The sequence below is a fragment of the Erythrobacter insulae genome (genome assembly GCF_007004095.1).
Taxonomy (GTDB): domain Bacteria; phylum Pseudomonadota; class Alphaproteobacteria; order Sphingomonadales; family Sphingomonadaceae; genus Erythrobacter; species Erythrobacter insulae.
This window is the reverse complement of record NZ_VHJK01000001.1, coordinates 461768-475907: the sequence shown is the minus strand read 5'-3', so window position 1 is coordinate 475907 and position 14140 is coordinate 461768. Positions and strand designations below refer to the sequence as shown.

The window sequence follows — 14140 nt, the reverse complement described above, 5'->3', positions numbered from 1 at the left end:
GCAAATGACTGGGTGTTCAAAGGTTAAAGCCCTTGAATCCAAAGCGGCATGACCCGACATTGCGTATCCGACATTCAAAAGGGCTTTTTACATGATCAATCTGTTCGGCAACTCCGGCGAAACCTATGGCTCGCAAGGCCAATTCACGACTGACCCGCTGACAGGAGCGTTGGTGCCGGTCGTGGTCGAGCAGACCAGCCGGGGCGAACGCAGCTTTGATATTTTCTCGCGGCTGCTGCGCGAGAGGATCGTGTTTGTGACCGGTCAGGTCGAAGATGGCATGGCGTCCCTGATTACAGCGCAGCTGCTGTTTCTGGAAAGCGAGAACCCTTCCAAACCGATTTCGATGTACATCAATTCACCCGGCGGCGTGGTTACAGCGGGCATGGCGATCCATGACACGATGCAATACATCAAACCGCGGGTTTCGACCGTTTGCATGGGTCAGGCGGCGTCGATGGGCAGTTTCCTGCTTGCCGCAGGTGAGCCCGGTATGCGGGTGGCGTTGCCGAATGCGCGGATCATGATCCACCAGCCTTCGGGCGGCGCGCGCGGCATGGCATCAGATATCGAAATTCAGGCACGCGAAATCCTGCGGATCAAATCGCGGATGAACGACCTGTATGTGAAATACACCGGCAAAACGTTGAAAGTGATCGAAGACGCGATGGACCGCGATACGTTCCTTGAAGCGGAAGAAGCCAAAGAATTTGGCCTTGTCGATAAAGTGTTCGAGACCCGGCCCGAAAATGAAGAAGGTGACGAGAAAGAAGGCTCTGGCGGCGCTCCTGCGTAAAGCGGGCGCCAGCCATTGCCGATCGCCCCGAAGCGGGACAGGCACCTTTTGAAGCCGATAAATCGGCCACACAGGCAGGGGCTTTCTCTCCTATGCGGACCGAAAAACCATGCGGATGAGTTGATTCATTCGGCATGACAGATAATGTTGACGAATCCCCTTGGGTTCACAGGCGTGTGAATCGAAGGGATTCGAGGATTACAGGATGACCAAATTGACCGGATCTGACAGCAAGAGCACTCTGTATTGCAGTTTCTGCGGAAAGTCGCAGCACGAAGTGCGAAAGCTAATCGCGGGCCCGACCGTATTCATCTGCGATGAATGCGTGGAGCTGTGCAATGATATCATCCGCGAAGAAACCAAAGCGGGTATCGCGGGCAAGAAAGAAGGCGAAGTCCCCAGCCCACGCGAAATCTTTGAAACGCTGAACGATTATGTCATCGGTCAAAACAGTGCGAAACGGAACCTCGCGGTCGCCGTGCACAACCACTATAAGCGTCTGAAGCACTCAGGCAAAGCTGGCGGTGATGTAGAGCTGGCGAAATCCAACATCCTGCTGGTCGGCCCGACCGGGACAGGTAAAACCCTGCTGGCGCAGACGCTGGCCCGTACATTTGATGTGCCGTTTACAATGGCCGATGCGACCACTCTGACCGAAGCCGGTTATGTGGGTGAGGATGTCGAAAATATCATTCTCAAACTGCTGCAGTCGTCCGACTACAATGTTGAAAAAGCGCAGCACGGCATCGTGTATATCGACGAAATCGACAAGATTACGCGCAAGGCGGAAAACCCATCGATCACGCGCGATGTGTCGGGTGAGGGTGTTCAGCAGGCGCTGCTGAAATTGATGGAAGGCACAACCGCCTCTGTCCCGCCGCAGGGCGGCCGTAAGCATCCGCAGCAAGAATTCCTTCAGGTCGATACGACGAACATCCTGTTCATTTGCGGCGGTGCGTTTGCGGGCCTCGATAAAATTATTGCGGACCGTCTTCAGAAACGTTCAATCGGTTTCGGCGCGCATGTTGCCGATCCCGACAAGCGCAAAGTCGGCGAATTGCTCGAAAAGAGCGAGCCGGAAGATCTGTTGAAATTTGGCCTGATCCCGGAATTCGTTGGCCGTTTGCCAGTGATCGCGACTCTGCATGATCTCGATGTCGATGCGCTCGTCACGATTCTGCAAGAGCCGAAAAACGCTCTGGTAAAACAGTATCGCAAGCTGTTCGAACTCGAAGACGTCGATCTGACCTTCACTGATGAAGCACTGGTCGCCATCGCCGAACGCGCAATCCTGCGCAAAACCGGCGCGCGCGGCCTTCGCTCAATCGTGGAGGGCATCCTGCTCGATACGATGTTCGATCTGCCCGATATGGACGATGTATCCGAAATCGTGATCGACGAAGACGTTGTTTCGGGCAAGAAAGACCCGATCCGCGTTGTCGCCAACGACGATGGAGAGGCAAAGGAAGAGGCGGCTTAATCTCCGGATTGGTTAGCCAGAATTTCCTGTTCGTTTGCGGAAAGAACAAGCTCCGCAGCCCTACTGCTGAATACATTTTTGCAAACGTCGCGGGCATTAATACGCTTTCCGCAGGCGTGAATCGCGACGCGCAGGAGCGTGTGTCCGATGAACTTGTCGAATGGGCGGACATCATTTTCGTGATGGAGCGCCAACATCGCACGAAGCTGCAAAAGGCGCACAGCGCCGCATTGAAAGGCGCGCGCATAGTCGTTCTCGTAATACCGGACGACTACGCGTTTATGGATCAACGCCTAGTGACCCTTCTAAAAACCAAAATGAGCCGCTGGCTTCCCGTGCAGTAAACACAAAACCCCGCCTGGCCGGAGGGGGTGGCCAGACGGGGTCGTGCAATGCGCCGTTCCATTGGGAGGGGTTGGGGGGAACGATGAAACGACGCGGTAAGAGGTATTGGCGTTAGGCCGGCAGGAACACTCCGTCAGTTACGTGGATTACGCCGTTCGAGGTCATGACATCTGTTTGCGTTACCGCAGCCGCGCGGCCTTTGGCATCGGTGATGATGACAGTGTCGCCGGACAGGCGCGCAGTCAGTTTGCCACCCGAAATGGTGTCGATTGTGGCGCTCCCGCCGTGCTTGTTAATCAGCGCAACAAGATCACCGGCGGTCACTTTTCCAGCGACCGCGTGATAGGTCAGAATGGTTGTCAGCGTGCCTTTATTTTCCGGCTTTACCAGCGTCGCAACCGTGCCATCGGGCAGTTTTGCAAACGCGGTGTCGGTTGGCGCGAATACGGTGAATGGGCCGGGGCTGGAAAGTGTTTCGCCCAGACCGGCGGCGGTTACGGCTGCAACCAGAGTGTTATGCACACCGGTGCTTTGCGCGGTTTCAACGATGTTTGGCGCCGTTTTGGCTGCGGTTTTGTGATCGTGTGCGGCAACCGGGGCGGCGGCGAAAGCGGCCAGGCCAGTGGTTGCGGCGATAGCAGCAAAAGCTGCGGATTTGAGTGTCTTCGGGGTTACAGGCATTGGTATCTCCTTTGTCTGCAAGCCCCTCCCGGATCTTGCATGTAGAGCTACGCAGGCCTTCTCAAAGTGGATGCGAAAAAATCACAAATAATTGAAAAATAATATGAAATTAGCGCACCAAAAGATGAAATCGCGCAGGACACATAGCCGCCGATCAAACTTGTGAGAACGCGCCTTCGGCCACAACCGGCCCGGCATCGACGCCTTCCGGCTTTCCGCCAATCGGTTCGCGGGTCAGCACCAGTTGCGCTCCGTCGCTCAGGTTTCGCGCGATGGTTTCCGGCAAATCCATCGATTGAACTTCGCCCGGTGCGACCACGCCCAATGATTGCAGATCGCCGCCATTGGCGGGGACCAGCCAAAGTTCATGATCGTGAACCCCATCGGCGGTCAGACCGATGGCTCCGATGAGCATTTTCTCGCTTGCGGGAATGTAGGTCACATCAAGCCGGAGCCCGGTATCACCGATCGGTACCTGCGCAACCAACGGATCTGCCGAGGCAAGAGTGGTTGTCGGCACATCTGTCGGAGACTGGACTGCGGAAGGGCCAAAAGCGGCAAACGCCAAGGCTATTGCAGCAGCGGCAGAGGTAAGGCCTGCGGTCCATTGCCAGCGGCGCAGCCGTGACTGCAGATCAATGACATTGCCGGCTGAGCGATCTGGCATATTGTTGGTGCTTGCCGCAACATTGCCCGCTGTTTCGGCCTCGCGCTGCGCATTTACGCGCGCTTCGATCTGGGCCCAAAGCTCGCTGCGCGGAACCATCGGGGCGACTTCATCCAGCAGCGGCGCACAGCGATCTTCCCACAAAGCCACTTCGGCTGCGAATTCAGGCTCTGAAGCAACGCGTCCGCGCGCGGTGAGCAATTCCTGCCCTTCAAGCAAGCCCAAAGCGTATTCGATGGCAATCATCGGATCGTCGCGTTTGATGCCTTTGGTCATTTCGGTATCCTGGCTCATTCGCCCGCCTCCAGGCAAACGCGCAATTTCATAATGCCGCGGCGGATCCAGCTTTTCATTGTGCCCAAGGGTACATCGGCGCTTTCCGCGAGCTCGGCATAGGTTTTGCCATCAAAAAAAGCGGCACGGATATTGGTGCGTGCCGGGTCTTCGAGTTTCGCAAGGCAGGCGTGAACACGCGCCGCCCGCTCGCCATCGATCATCAATTGATCGGCGAGTGGAGCGGCATCGGGCAACGGCGCTGCTTCTTCGACAGGCACGGCCCCGCCGCGCACTTTTCCCGTGCGCAGGCGATCAATCGCGCGATTGCGCGCAAACGTCGCGAGCCACGAAATCGGGCTTGCCCGCGTGGGATCATAACGGTCGGCCCGCTGCCATAGATTTATGTAGACGTCTTGCAACGCGTCTTCTGCCTCCTTTGTATCCCCCAAGATACGGAAGCAAATCCCGTAAAGTTTCACACGGGTCGCGGCGTAAATCTGTTCCAACGCATCACTGTCCCCGTCTGCCAGACGAACCATGGCTGCGCGCAGAGCTTCGCGGGCCTCGGTGCTGGCCGGTGTCGGGCCGCGATCAGCCATCAGCAACCGGTTCCGCAATTCAGCGCGCCGGCACCATCGGTGCCGCGTTCCACCTGAATGGTCGCGTGGCCAATTCCGAACCGGTCTTCGAGAGAATGCGCGATTTCATGCAGAAATTCGTCACTGCACGGCGCGCCCGGCATTACCAGATGCGCAGTCAGAGCCGTCTCTGTGGTCGACATTGGCCAGATATGCAGATCATGCACGGTTGTTACCCCTTCAAGCCCTGCCAAATGGCCCCGCACCTCGGCCACGTCAATCCTTGCAGGAACTGCAAGCAAGCCCATTTTCAGGCTGTCTTTGGCAAGGCCCCACGTGCCCCATGCGATCATCGCGACAATAGCAAAGCTGACCATGGGATCGATCCACCACAATCCGGTGAAAATGATCGCAAGACCTGCGGCCACGACCCCCACCGAAACAAGCGCATCGGCGGCCATATGAAGATACGCGCCGCGAATGTTCAAATCCTCTTGTCCGCGCATAAACAGGAACGCGGTAAAGGCGTTGATGGCAACACCAATACCCGCAACGATCACCATAACCATTCCCTGCGGCTCGGTCGGTTCGAACAGCCGGTGGAATGTTTCGAACAAGATCGCGCCGACTGCAATGGCGAGCAGCAAGGCATTGCCAAGCGCGGCAAGAATGGTCGAGCTTTTGAAGCCGTAGGTGTATCTTTCCGAAGGAGGTCGTTTGGCGGCAATGCTGGCGCCCCATGCCAGCAGCAGAGCCATGACATCGGACAGGTTATGCCCGGCATCGGCAACCAATGCCATTGAGCCATAGAGGAAGCCGAAAACAGCCTCGACCACGACAAAGACGCTGTTCAGAATTACACCGATCAGGAATGCATTGCCGAAATCTGCGGGCGAATGATGGTGGCCATGATGGTTATGCAGGCCGTGACAATCGGTATCGCCGTCGCCGCGGCCCGGCGCGTGACCATGATGCGCGTGATCGTTTTGCGCGTGATGATGTGCGTGTCCGTGGCCCATTTGCATCAATCATACACGCAGGAAGCGAGGCCGTCACCTTGAACGGTGCGCATCCGGGCCTCTATCGTGTTGCCATACCGGCCAAGCCAACCACCGGGATTGGTAACAGAGCGGGTTTTGGGGCTGGGCAGGGCGACTGCCATCCGGCTGGCTTCATCGGCTGAAAGCCGCGCTGCGGATTTGCCGAAATATCGCTGCGCGCCGGCCTCTGCACCATAGGTACCGATGCCGGTCTCCGCGACATTCAGGTACACTTCCATGATCCGCTCCTTGCCCCAGATGCTTTCGATCAGAAATGTAAACCACGCCTCCAGCCCTTTGCGGAAATAGCCGCCACCTTGCCATAGGAACACGTTTTTGGCGGTCTGCTGGCTGATTGTGGAGGCACCCCGGCGGCGCTGACCCTGAGAATTCTCCTTGATCGCTTTTTCGATCGCTTCGGTGTCAAATCCCCAATGCTCACAAAACTTGCCATCCTCCGCCGCGATTACAGCGGCGACGAGATTGGGATCGATATTTTCAAGGCTTTCCCAATCTTTGGTGATGCCATTTTCGTCCATCAGCATGGTCGCTGTTACCGGTACAGGTATCCATTTGAACGCGATCACCAAAATCAGGCTTATGCCGACAAACCACAATATGATCTTCGCAAGAATTCGGGTGAGTTTTATGGCCATCGCGCTGCATTTAGAGGGGCTTGGCCGATTGCGCAATTACGTCTGCCTTGCGGATCGCCGTGGCGCGTGCTTTTTAGCTGTCCAAGGGGAAAACAGATGTACACTTATTACAAGACCGCCGCCGCTGCCATTGCCTTGGCAGGTGCGACATTTTCAATGCCGGCAATTGCCAATGACCGTGAAATAGCCGCCTCGGTAGAGGCCGATTATGACAGCTACCTTGCACCTTTGTTCGTGCATTTTCACAAGAACCCCGAGCTGTCCTTTCTCGAAACAAAAACAGCCAAGCGTATGGCCAAAGAACTGCGCGCGGTGGGTATGGATGTAACAGAGGGCGTCGGCGGCACGGGTGTTGTCGGCATGATGCGCAACGGGGATGGGCCGCTGATCCTGCTGCGAGCGGATATGGATGGTCTTCCGGTGCCCGAAAAGTCCGGCCTCGATTACGCATCCACTGCGATGCAAGTGGGGCAAGACGGAAAAGAATATCCGGTCATGCATGCCTGCGGCCATGATGTGCATATCACTTCGATGGTGGGCACTGCGCGGCGGCTGATGGCGATGAAGGACCAGTGGAGCGGCACGATCATGTTTGTGGTCCAGCCCGCCGAGGAGCGCGTGGGCGGGGCCAAGGCGATGCTCGAAGATGGCCTGTATGACCGTTTCGGCAAACCGGATTACGCGCTGGCACTTCATGTCGGCTCGAACATGGAGACGGGCACGATTACCGCATCGGAAGGCATCCAGTATTCCAGCGCGGATTCGGTCGATATCATGGTGCCGGGGATCGGAGCGCACGGTGCAAGCCCGCATACGGGCCGCGATCCAGTCTATATCGCGTCGCAGATCGTCACCGCTTTGCAGAGCATCGTAAGCCGCGAAATCGGCCCGCTTTCTCCGGCTGTCATCACGGTCGGCTCGATCCACTCTGGCACCAAGCACAACATCATATCCGACCGCGCCGATCTGCAATTGACGGTGCGCGCCAATGATGAGCGGACACGCGCGCAATTGCTCGCCGCGATCGAGCGTATCGCCGTTAATATGGGAAAAACCCACGGCCTGCCTGATGATCTGCCTGTGACGGTGAAAGTAAGCGAGGGCACGCCGGTGACCAACAACGATCCAGAGCTCGCGCGGCGGCTTAATTCGGTGATTCAGCGGGATCTGGGTGCGGAAGTTTTCATACCATTCAGCCAAGGCGGCATGGGTGCAGAAGATTTCGCCTATTTCGTCGCCGATGAATACGGCGTGCCCGGCTATTATTTTCGCGTCGGCGGAACCCCTGCCGAGGCATTCGAGGCGGCTGAGAATGGCGGTCCGCGCGTGCCATCGCACCATTCGCCCCTATTCAAAATTGCCCCGCGTGAAAGCGTAACGCTGGGCACGCGCGCGATGATCGCAGCGGTGATGGACCTCGCGCCGGTTAAGTGACGACCAAACAAAAACCGCCGCGAACCTGCTGGCTCGCGGCGGTTTTCTGTTTTCAGGTCAGTTAAAGCTTACGCCACTCCCGGCAACAACCGTTCACCGGCGATCCGCTGCATTGCTTTTTGCAGTTTTTCAAAGGCCCGCACTTCGATCTGACGAATACGCTCGCGCGATACATCGTAAACCTGTGACAGCTCTTCGAGGGTCTGCGGTTTTTCCGTCAAGCGACGCTCTGTCAGGATGTGTTTTTCGCGGTCGTTCAGCGAACCCATCGCTTCGACCAGCATATCGTGCCGCACTTCTGTTTCCTGTGCGTCAGCGACCAGCTCATCTTGCAGGGGGCCATCATCGGTCAGCCAATCCTGCCATTCGCCCGAACCCTCTTCACCGTTGCGCATGGGCGTGTTGAGCGAGCCATCGCCGCCCATCATCATGCGCCGGTTCATATTGACGACTTCCTGTTCCGGTACGCCGAGATCAGTGGCGATTTTCGTCACATCATCCGGTGTCAGATCGGTGTCTTCGTAGGCTTCGAGCTGTTTTTTCATCCGGCGAAGGTTGAAGAACAGTTTTTTCTGAGCGGCAGTCGTACCCATTTTCACGAGCGACCAGCTGCGCAGGATGTATTCTTGGATAGAGGCCTTGATCCACCACATCGCGTATGTCGCGAGGCGGAAACCGCGATCGGGCTCAAATTTCTTGACGCCCTGCATCAGGCCCACATTCCCTTCGGAAATAAGGTCAGACACGGGCAGCCCATAGCCGCGATAACCCATCGCGATTTTCGCGACGAGACGCAGGTGGCTCGATACGAGCTGTGCCGCGGCATCGGGGTCTTCGTGTTCGGAATAGCGCTTGGCGAGCATGTATTCATTCTCAGCCGTCAGCACCGGATATTTTTTGATTTCCGACAGATACCGGTTGAGGCCTTTCTCTCCGCCCAGTGCCGGGACTGTGGTCTTTGCTTTACTCACTTTAATCCTAACCTTTCTTATGTCGACCTCTACCGACGGACCCCTGATGGGCATCCGTCATTTCGGGCCACACGGTTACATATACACATAAACTGCGCGTTTTGTTGCGCATTTCATCGATTAAAACGCCCAAGTTGGTCGATTAGTTCCGCCATATCGGCGGGAACCGGTACTGAAAGAGATACGGTCTGGCGCGAAATAGGATGCAAAAATCCCAATTCGGCCGCGTGCAGGGCTTGCCGTGCAAAACCTATCTTTGAAATCAGCGTTTTCAATCGCTTGGGTGTTTTCCCGTAGGTCTGATCTCCTATTAAAGCATGGCCGATTGATGCGCAGTGAACGCGCACCTGATGGGTGCGGCCGGTTTCAAGGCGGCATTCGATCACCGCGCTTTCCTCCATCGCTTGCAAAACCTTATAATGGGTAACTGCATGCTTCCCGCGTGAGGATTTCTTGTCGAGCACAGCCATTTTCTTTCGATTGGCTTCGGATCTGCCGATTCGCTCGTCGATTGTGCCTTCCACCGGCTTGGGGTGTCCGCTGCATACCGCCAGATAGCGCCGGTGAATCGAATGATCCGCAAATTGCGCGGCAAGCCCTTCATGCGCGGCATCTGATTTTGCAACCACAAGCAGGCCGGATGTGTCTTTATCAATCCGGTGGACGATACCGGGCCGGGCCACCCCGCCGATGCCGCTCAGCTGCCCCCGGCAATGGTGCAGCAGCGCATTGACCAATGTGCCATCGGGATTACCCGCAGCAGGATGCACGACCATTCCGGCGGGCTTGTTGACGACAATCAGATGCTCATCCTCAAACACAACATCGAGCGGTATGTCTTGCGGTTTTGCCGTTGCTTCAATCGCCGGGGGAACAGCAATCCGAAAAACTGTGCCCTCATCGACTTTTGCGGATGGAGACGAGGCGACATGGCCGCCAATCTCAACCTGACCCTCGGCGATGAGCGCCTGAACGCGGGCGCGCGACAATTGCGTGGCCTCGGCCAGCGCTTTGTCGAGCCGCGCGGCAATGCGCACAGTGCCGGAGATGATTTCTTCAGCGGACATGGTTATGGCAATGGGCGATGTCATTGGAAGTCTCAAGAGCAGTAATCGAGAGGATGGAGCGCGCCGCAATCGCCGCGCAGCCCGAGGAAGCCTGCGCCATTTTGCTGGGGCAGGGCAATTGCATCTCTGCACTGTTAGAGACGCGCAATGTTCATCCCGACCCGCGCACGCATTTTGAGATCGATCCGCACGCCTTGATCCGCGCATTTAAAGCCGAACGCAGCGGCGGTTTGCAGGTGATCGGATACTTCCATTCCCATCCCAGCGGCGATCCCAGCCCGTCCGCGACCGACCGCGCCATGGCTGCGCATGACGGCAAAGTATGGGCCATATTTGCCGGCGGCACCATCGCGTTCTGGCGAGATAATAAAGACAACTTTGACACGCTTTCCTACGCTATGGGAACCGACTAGGAAAATTTGGCAAATGAGGGGTGCGCCGGGGAGCAATTTTTGCTCTAGTCGTATCGGACAAGGCGAAAGTCACACTTTACGCCGGTAGAATGGGATTAAATACAGCAATGACAATGGTATACTATTCATCGGTTGGAATGCAGGAACACGGTTCTGTGTCACCTTCGACCACTTTGATTGACGATGGGAACGCGCAATGACTTCGCAAACCGACCTTGCTGCGCTGCTCTGTTCGCGCCTGTGCCACGATCTGCTCTCTCCTGTCGGGGCGCTGGCCAACGGGCTTGAGCTGCTCGCTGATGAGCAAGATCCCGAAATGCGGGCGCGATGCGTCGAATTGCTCGAACAAAGCGCCAAGACCAGTACGGATAAACTCAAATTTTTCCGGCTGGCTTTCGGCGCGGCGGGCGGTTTTGGAGAGAATGTTCCTGTCGAAGAAGCGCGCGACGTGATCAACGCGCTGGCCAGTGATGCCAAACGGGTTGAGATCCAATGGGCCATTTCGGAAAATAGCCTCCCCAAACCTGCGGTTAAAGTGATGCTGAACCTGTCGCAAATCGCGCTGGACGCGCTGGTGCGCGGCGGCACGCTGGATATTGGCGCGGAAAAACGCGATGGCAATATCGAGATTGTGGCCCGCGCAACGGGACCAAAAATCGCCTTTGACGAGACAATCGGCCACGCATTGCAGGGCGATATTGCCGCGGTTGAAATCACCAGCCGCACCGCTGCAGCGCATATGATCGCATTGCTGGCGGAGGAAATTGGCGGCGGCTTGCAATATGCGGTCACTGATGATGCGCTGGTGCTTGGCGCTGTGTTGCCGGAACCAGAAGGCATGATCGGGTGAGCGCGATGGAGACAAATGAGCTAGTCCATGCGGTGAAAGCATCACCCAATTTTGACGAGCGCACGTCTCCGATCAGCATGCTGGTGCTGCATTATACCGAAATGAAACCGGTGGAGACCGCGCTGGAACGGTTAACCGATCCCGAGGCCAAGGTTTCGGCGCATTACCTGATCAGTGAAGAGGGTGTGGTCACCCAGCTTGTGCCGGAAGAAAAGCGGGCCTGGCATGCCGGCGCTTCGTTTTGGCGCGGCACGAAAGATGTAAATTCCGCCAGTATCGGGATCGAACTGGATCATCCGGGACATGCCGGTGGCTACCGCGAATTTACAGACGTGCAAATCGAAGCTCTGGTGCCTCTGGCTGCGAGAATTCTGAAGCAATATGATATTCCGCGCGCCAATGTGGTGGGCCATTCCGATGTTGCCCCGCTTCGCAAAGTGGACCCGGGCGAGCTGTTCCCTTGGGATCGTCTCGCGGAATATGGCCTGTGCCTGCCGCGTCCGGAAAAACTGGATCAGGTTGATCCCTTCCATAATGAAGGCGCCTTTATCCTCGCATTGGAGCGATACGGTTACGACATAACCGAAGGGCGCAAAACCATCGAAGCGTTTGAGCGGCGTTGGCGGCCCAACCGGATCGAAGGCCGGTACGACGCGCAACTGGGCGCGATCCTGTGGCATTTGCTGTTGGAGCGTGACCGAGGCGACACGCGTTAGAGCCGCCAGTTTACAAACCCTTACAGCAGATTTCGGCCATTTGTGCTTTTATGACTGCATAACGCGGTTTTGAAATATGGAGGGATCTGAAATGATGCGGAAGCTTGGAGCCGAATTTATCGGTACATTCTGGTTGGTGTTCGGAGGCTGCGGATCGGCGGTGCTGGCAGCGGCTTTTCCTGAACTCGGGATTGGCTTTGTCGGCGTATCGCTTGCATTCGGACTGACTGTTCTGACTATGGCTTATGCGGTCGGCGGTATTTCAGGCGGGCATTTCAACCCCGCTGTTTCGCTTGGGCTCGCGCTTGGCAATCGTTTCAGCTGGGGTGAGTTGATCCCATATTGGGTCGCACAGCTTCTCGGCTCATTCACTGCAGCGGGTATGCTGTATCTTGTTGCAAGCGGTGTTTCGGATTTTCAGGCGGGCGGCTTTGCGTCGAATGGGTATGGCGAATTATCGCCCGGCGGCTTTTCGATGACCTCGGCGCTAGTGATCGAAATTGTACTGACCGCAGGGTTCTTGATCGTGATCCTCGGGTCGACTTCCGCGAAAGCTCCTGCGGGCTTTGCGCCGATTGCGATCGGTCTTGCTCTGACGCTGATCCATCTGATCTCGATCCCGGTGACCAATACATCGGTAAATCCAGCGCGGTCCACAAGCGTGGCCTTTTATGCAGATACAGCAGCGGTCTCGCAGCTATGGCTGTTCTGGGCTGCGCCTCTTATTGGAGCCGCAGTCGGCGCGCTGATCTGGAAGCTGATTTCGCCGGATGAGCCGATCGAGAATATTGGCGGTCAAGAATAATGATTGCCTAAACCTATCATCCTTCAAGGGCCGGCTTTCCTAAAGCTGGCCCTTTCGGTATAAGTGTCATTGTCAGGGGGCCGAGGCAGCTGCGGGGTCGAAAGATCGCGAGGAAAGTCCGGGCTCCACGAAGCAAAGGTGGCGGGTAATGCCCGCCGAGTGTTCGCCTTTTAGGCGGGCATTTAGGGAAAGTGCCACAGAGAGTATACCGCCGATGGCCCCTAAAGGGCACAGGCAAGGGTGAAAGGGTGCGGTAAAGGCGCACCGGGGCGCTGGTAACATCGTCCGCATGGTAAACCCCACCTGGAGCAAGGCCAAATAGGGATCTCGCGCCGTTACGGCAGGAGCGCTTCGCGCCGAGAGATCCGGGTTGGCTGCTTGAGCTGTTCAGCAATGGACAGCCTAGATGAATGGTTGCCGCCGCACGGCAGGTCTGCCTGGCAGATACCGCGGGCGGAGACAGAACCCGGCTTATGAAGCCCCCTGACACTATCGTTGGCCTACACCTTTGCCAGGGTGAGGCCAATTGAGCGAGCCCCGGAACGTGGCAATCAAAGAGCCGTTAGAACATTATGGAAAACACCCTATTTCGTGAGCGCAGCGTCTTTCAGAGGATCGCTATTGTTCTTGCGGTCGTCTGCCAGATTGGATCAACCTTTCTTCCCGCTTTTGGAATGGGAGAACAAATCGGTGCGCGTTCGGATTCTGTCAGGACGCTGATCACGCCATCTGGATGGGCCTTTTCCATTTGGGGGCCACTGTTCCTGGGCTCATTGGTGTTTGCGATCTGGCAGGCGCTGCCCGGCCAGCGCCGCAATGCGTTGCTCGGTACAATTGGCTGGCCTGCGGCGATTGCATTGGCTGCGCAAGGTGTGTGGGCGATGTATACGCAATTCAATAATCTCACGGTGATATCCGCCGTTATCATCTTCACGTCGCTGATTGGTTTGCTGGTGGTTCTGCGCGCGTTGGGAGAGCAATCCTATTTTACGCATAAAGAGCGCTGGATTGTCGCTCTGGTTTTTAGCGGGCTTGCCGCCTGGCTTACCGCGGCCAGTATCGTCAATGTTTCTGCGACGCTTGTGTATTCGGGTGTTCTTGCGGACGGACCCTATCCGCTCGTCACGGCGATCATGGTCGCGATTGGCGGCATAATTGCCGCGCTTGCCACTGTGCGAAGCCGGGGCAACCCGTGGTATGCGCTGGTATTTTGCTGGGCGCTGACGGCGATTTATTTTCGCGGCGGACAGGAAGATCCGGCGATTGCATGGGCCTGTATCGGCTCCGGCATCATGGTTGCACTGGCTGCCTTTATCGGCTTGTCTACGCCGAGTAACCGCCGCCATTGGCTGGGTGTTTAGGCCG

The 14140-nt window shown here is 56.8% G+C and carries 16 protein-coding genes and 1 other RNA gene; 10 read left to right on the top strand and 7 right to left on the bottom strand.

The window, feature by feature from the left end; all coding sequences use genetic code 11:
- The first annotated feature begins 91 nt into the window (after positions 1-91).
- From FGU71_RS02335 to FGU71_RS02325, 3 genes are all read left to right on the top strand, one after another.
- On the top strand, positions 92-796 hold the full coding sequence (locus FGU71_RS02335) for an ATP-dependent Clp protease proteolytic subunit (protein WP_142787080.1): 705 nt from the start codon (positions 92-94) through the stop codon (positions 794-796).
- A 205-nt stretch (positions 797-1001) separates the two neighbouring features.
- A complete protein-coding gene (gene clpX, locus FGU71_RS02330) occupies positions 1002-2276 on the top strand; it encodes an ATP-dependent Clp protease ATP-binding subunit ClpX (RefSeq protein WP_142787079.1) in 1275 nt (424 codons plus the stop codon).
- Positions 2277-2392: 116 nt separating this feature from the next.
- On the top strand, positions 2393-2620 hold the full coding sequence (locus tag FGU71_RS02325; protein ID WP_234035600.1) for a hypothetical protein: 228 nt from the start codon (positions 2393-2395) through the stop codon (positions 2618-2620).
- A 112-nt stretch (positions 2621-2732) separates the two neighbouring features.
- Here FGU71_RS02325 and FGU71_RS02320 read toward each other — a convergent pair whose 3' ends face one another.
- The 5 genes from FGU71_RS02320 to mtgA all read right to left on the bottom strand — a co-directional run bounded on the left by FGU71_RS02320 (position 2733) and on the right by mtgA (position 6519).
- Entirely contained in the window at positions 2733-3302 is a 570-nt protein-coding gene (locus tag FGU71_RS02320; RefSeq protein ID WP_142787077.1) for a fasciclin domain-containing protein, read from the bottom strand.
- A gap of 154 nt (positions 3303-3456) precedes the next feature.
- The gene (locus FGU71_RS02315) at positions 3457-4263 is read right to left on the bottom strand and encodes an anti-sigma factor (protein ID WP_234035599.1); all 807 of its coding nucleotides are present in this window, start codon (positions 4261-4263) and stop codon (positions 3457-3459) included.
- Positions 4260-4844 carry a sigma-70 family RNA polymerase sigma factor gene (locus FGU71_RS02310; RefSeq protein ID WP_142787076.1) on the bottom strand — a complete coding sequence of 195 codons (585 nt, stop codon included), beginning with the start codon at positions 4842-4844 and terminating at the stop codon, positions 4260-4262. The genes FGU71_RS02315 and FGU71_RS02310 overlap by 4 nt, the downstream gene beginning before the upstream one ends.
- A complete protein-coding gene (locus FGU71_RS02305) occupies positions 4844-5842 on the bottom strand; it encodes a cation diffusion facilitator family transporter (RefSeq protein ID WP_142787075.1) in 999 nt (332 codons plus the stop codon). Before FGU71_RS02305 ends, FGU71_RS02310 begins: the two co-directional genes overlap by 1 nt.
- 5 nt (positions 5843-5847) lie before the next feature.
- Positions 5848-6519, bottom strand: a complete 672-nt coding sequence (mtgA, locus tag FGU71_RS02300; RefSeq protein ID WP_142787074.1) for a monofunctional biosynthetic peptidoglycan transglycosylase — start codon at positions 6517-6519, stop codon at positions 5848-5850.
- A gap of 96 nt (positions 6520-6615) precedes the next feature.
- On the opposite strand from mtgA, the gene FGU71_RS02295 reads away from it, so the two are divergent.
- Positions 6616-7953, top strand: coding sequence for an amidohydrolase (locus FGU71_RS02295; RefSeq protein ID WP_142787073.1), 1338 nt, complete (start codon positions 6616-6618; stop codon positions 7951-7953).
- 68 nt (positions 7954-8021) lie between these two features.
- On the opposite strand, the gene rpoH is transcribed toward FGU71_RS02295, so the two are convergent.
- Both rpoH and FGU71_RS02285 read right to left on the bottom strand, forming a co-directional pair.
- Positions 8022-8924 carry an RNA polymerase sigma factor RpoH gene (rpoH, locus tag FGU71_RS02290; protein WP_142787072.1) on the bottom strand — a complete coding sequence of 301 codons (903 nt, stop codon included), beginning with the start codon at positions 8922-8924 and terminating at the stop codon, positions 8022-8024.
- A gap of 113 nt (positions 8925-9037) precedes the next feature.
- A complete protein-coding gene (locus FGU71_RS02285) occupies positions 9038-9991 on the bottom strand; it encodes an RluA family pseudouridine synthase (protein WP_142787071.1) in 954 nt (317 codons plus the stop codon).
- A 17-nt stretch (positions 9992-10008) separates the two neighbouring features.
- Here FGU71_RS02285 and FGU71_RS02280 point away from each other — a divergent pair, with 17 nt between their 5' ends.
- The 6 genes from FGU71_RS02280 to FGU71_RS02255 all read left to right on the top strand — a co-directional run bounded on the left by FGU71_RS02280 (position 10009) and on the right by FGU71_RS02255 (position 14136).
- On the top strand, positions 10009-10404 hold the full coding sequence (locus tag FGU71_RS02280; RefSeq protein ID WP_142787070.1) for a Mov34/MPN/PAD-1 family protein: 396 nt from the start codon (positions 10009-10011) through the stop codon (positions 10402-10404).
- A 196-nt stretch (positions 10405-10600) separates the two neighbouring features.
- On the top strand, positions 10601-11254 hold the full coding sequence (locus tag FGU71_RS02275; protein ID WP_142787069.1) for a histidine phosphotransferase family protein: 654 nt from the start codon (positions 10601-10603) through the stop codon (positions 11252-11254).
- 5 nt (positions 11255-11259) lie between these two features.
- Complete coding sequence (locus FGU71_RS02270; RefSeq protein ID WP_142787068.1) at positions 11260-11970, top strand: N-acetylmuramoyl-L-alanine amidase; 711 nt, start codon at positions 11260-11262, stop codon at positions 11968-11970.
- Positions 11971-12061: 91 nt separating this feature from the next.
- The gene (gene aqpZ, locus FGU71_RS02265; RefSeq protein WP_142787067.1) at positions 12062-12775 is read left to right on the top strand and encodes an aquaporin Z; all 714 of its coding nucleotides are present in this window, start codon (positions 12062-12064) and stop codon (positions 12773-12775) included.
- 73 nt (positions 12776-12848) lie between these two features.
- Positions 12849-13265, top strand: an RNA gene (rnpB, locus tag FGU71_RS02260) — RNase P RNA component class A.
- 82 nt (positions 13266-13347) lie between these two features.
- On the top strand, positions 13348-14136 hold the full coding sequence (locus FGU71_RS02255; protein ID WP_142787066.1) for a hypothetical protein: 789 nt from the start codon (positions 13348-13350) through the stop codon (positions 14134-14136).
- The last annotated feature ends 4 nt before the right edge of the window (positions 14137-14140 follow it).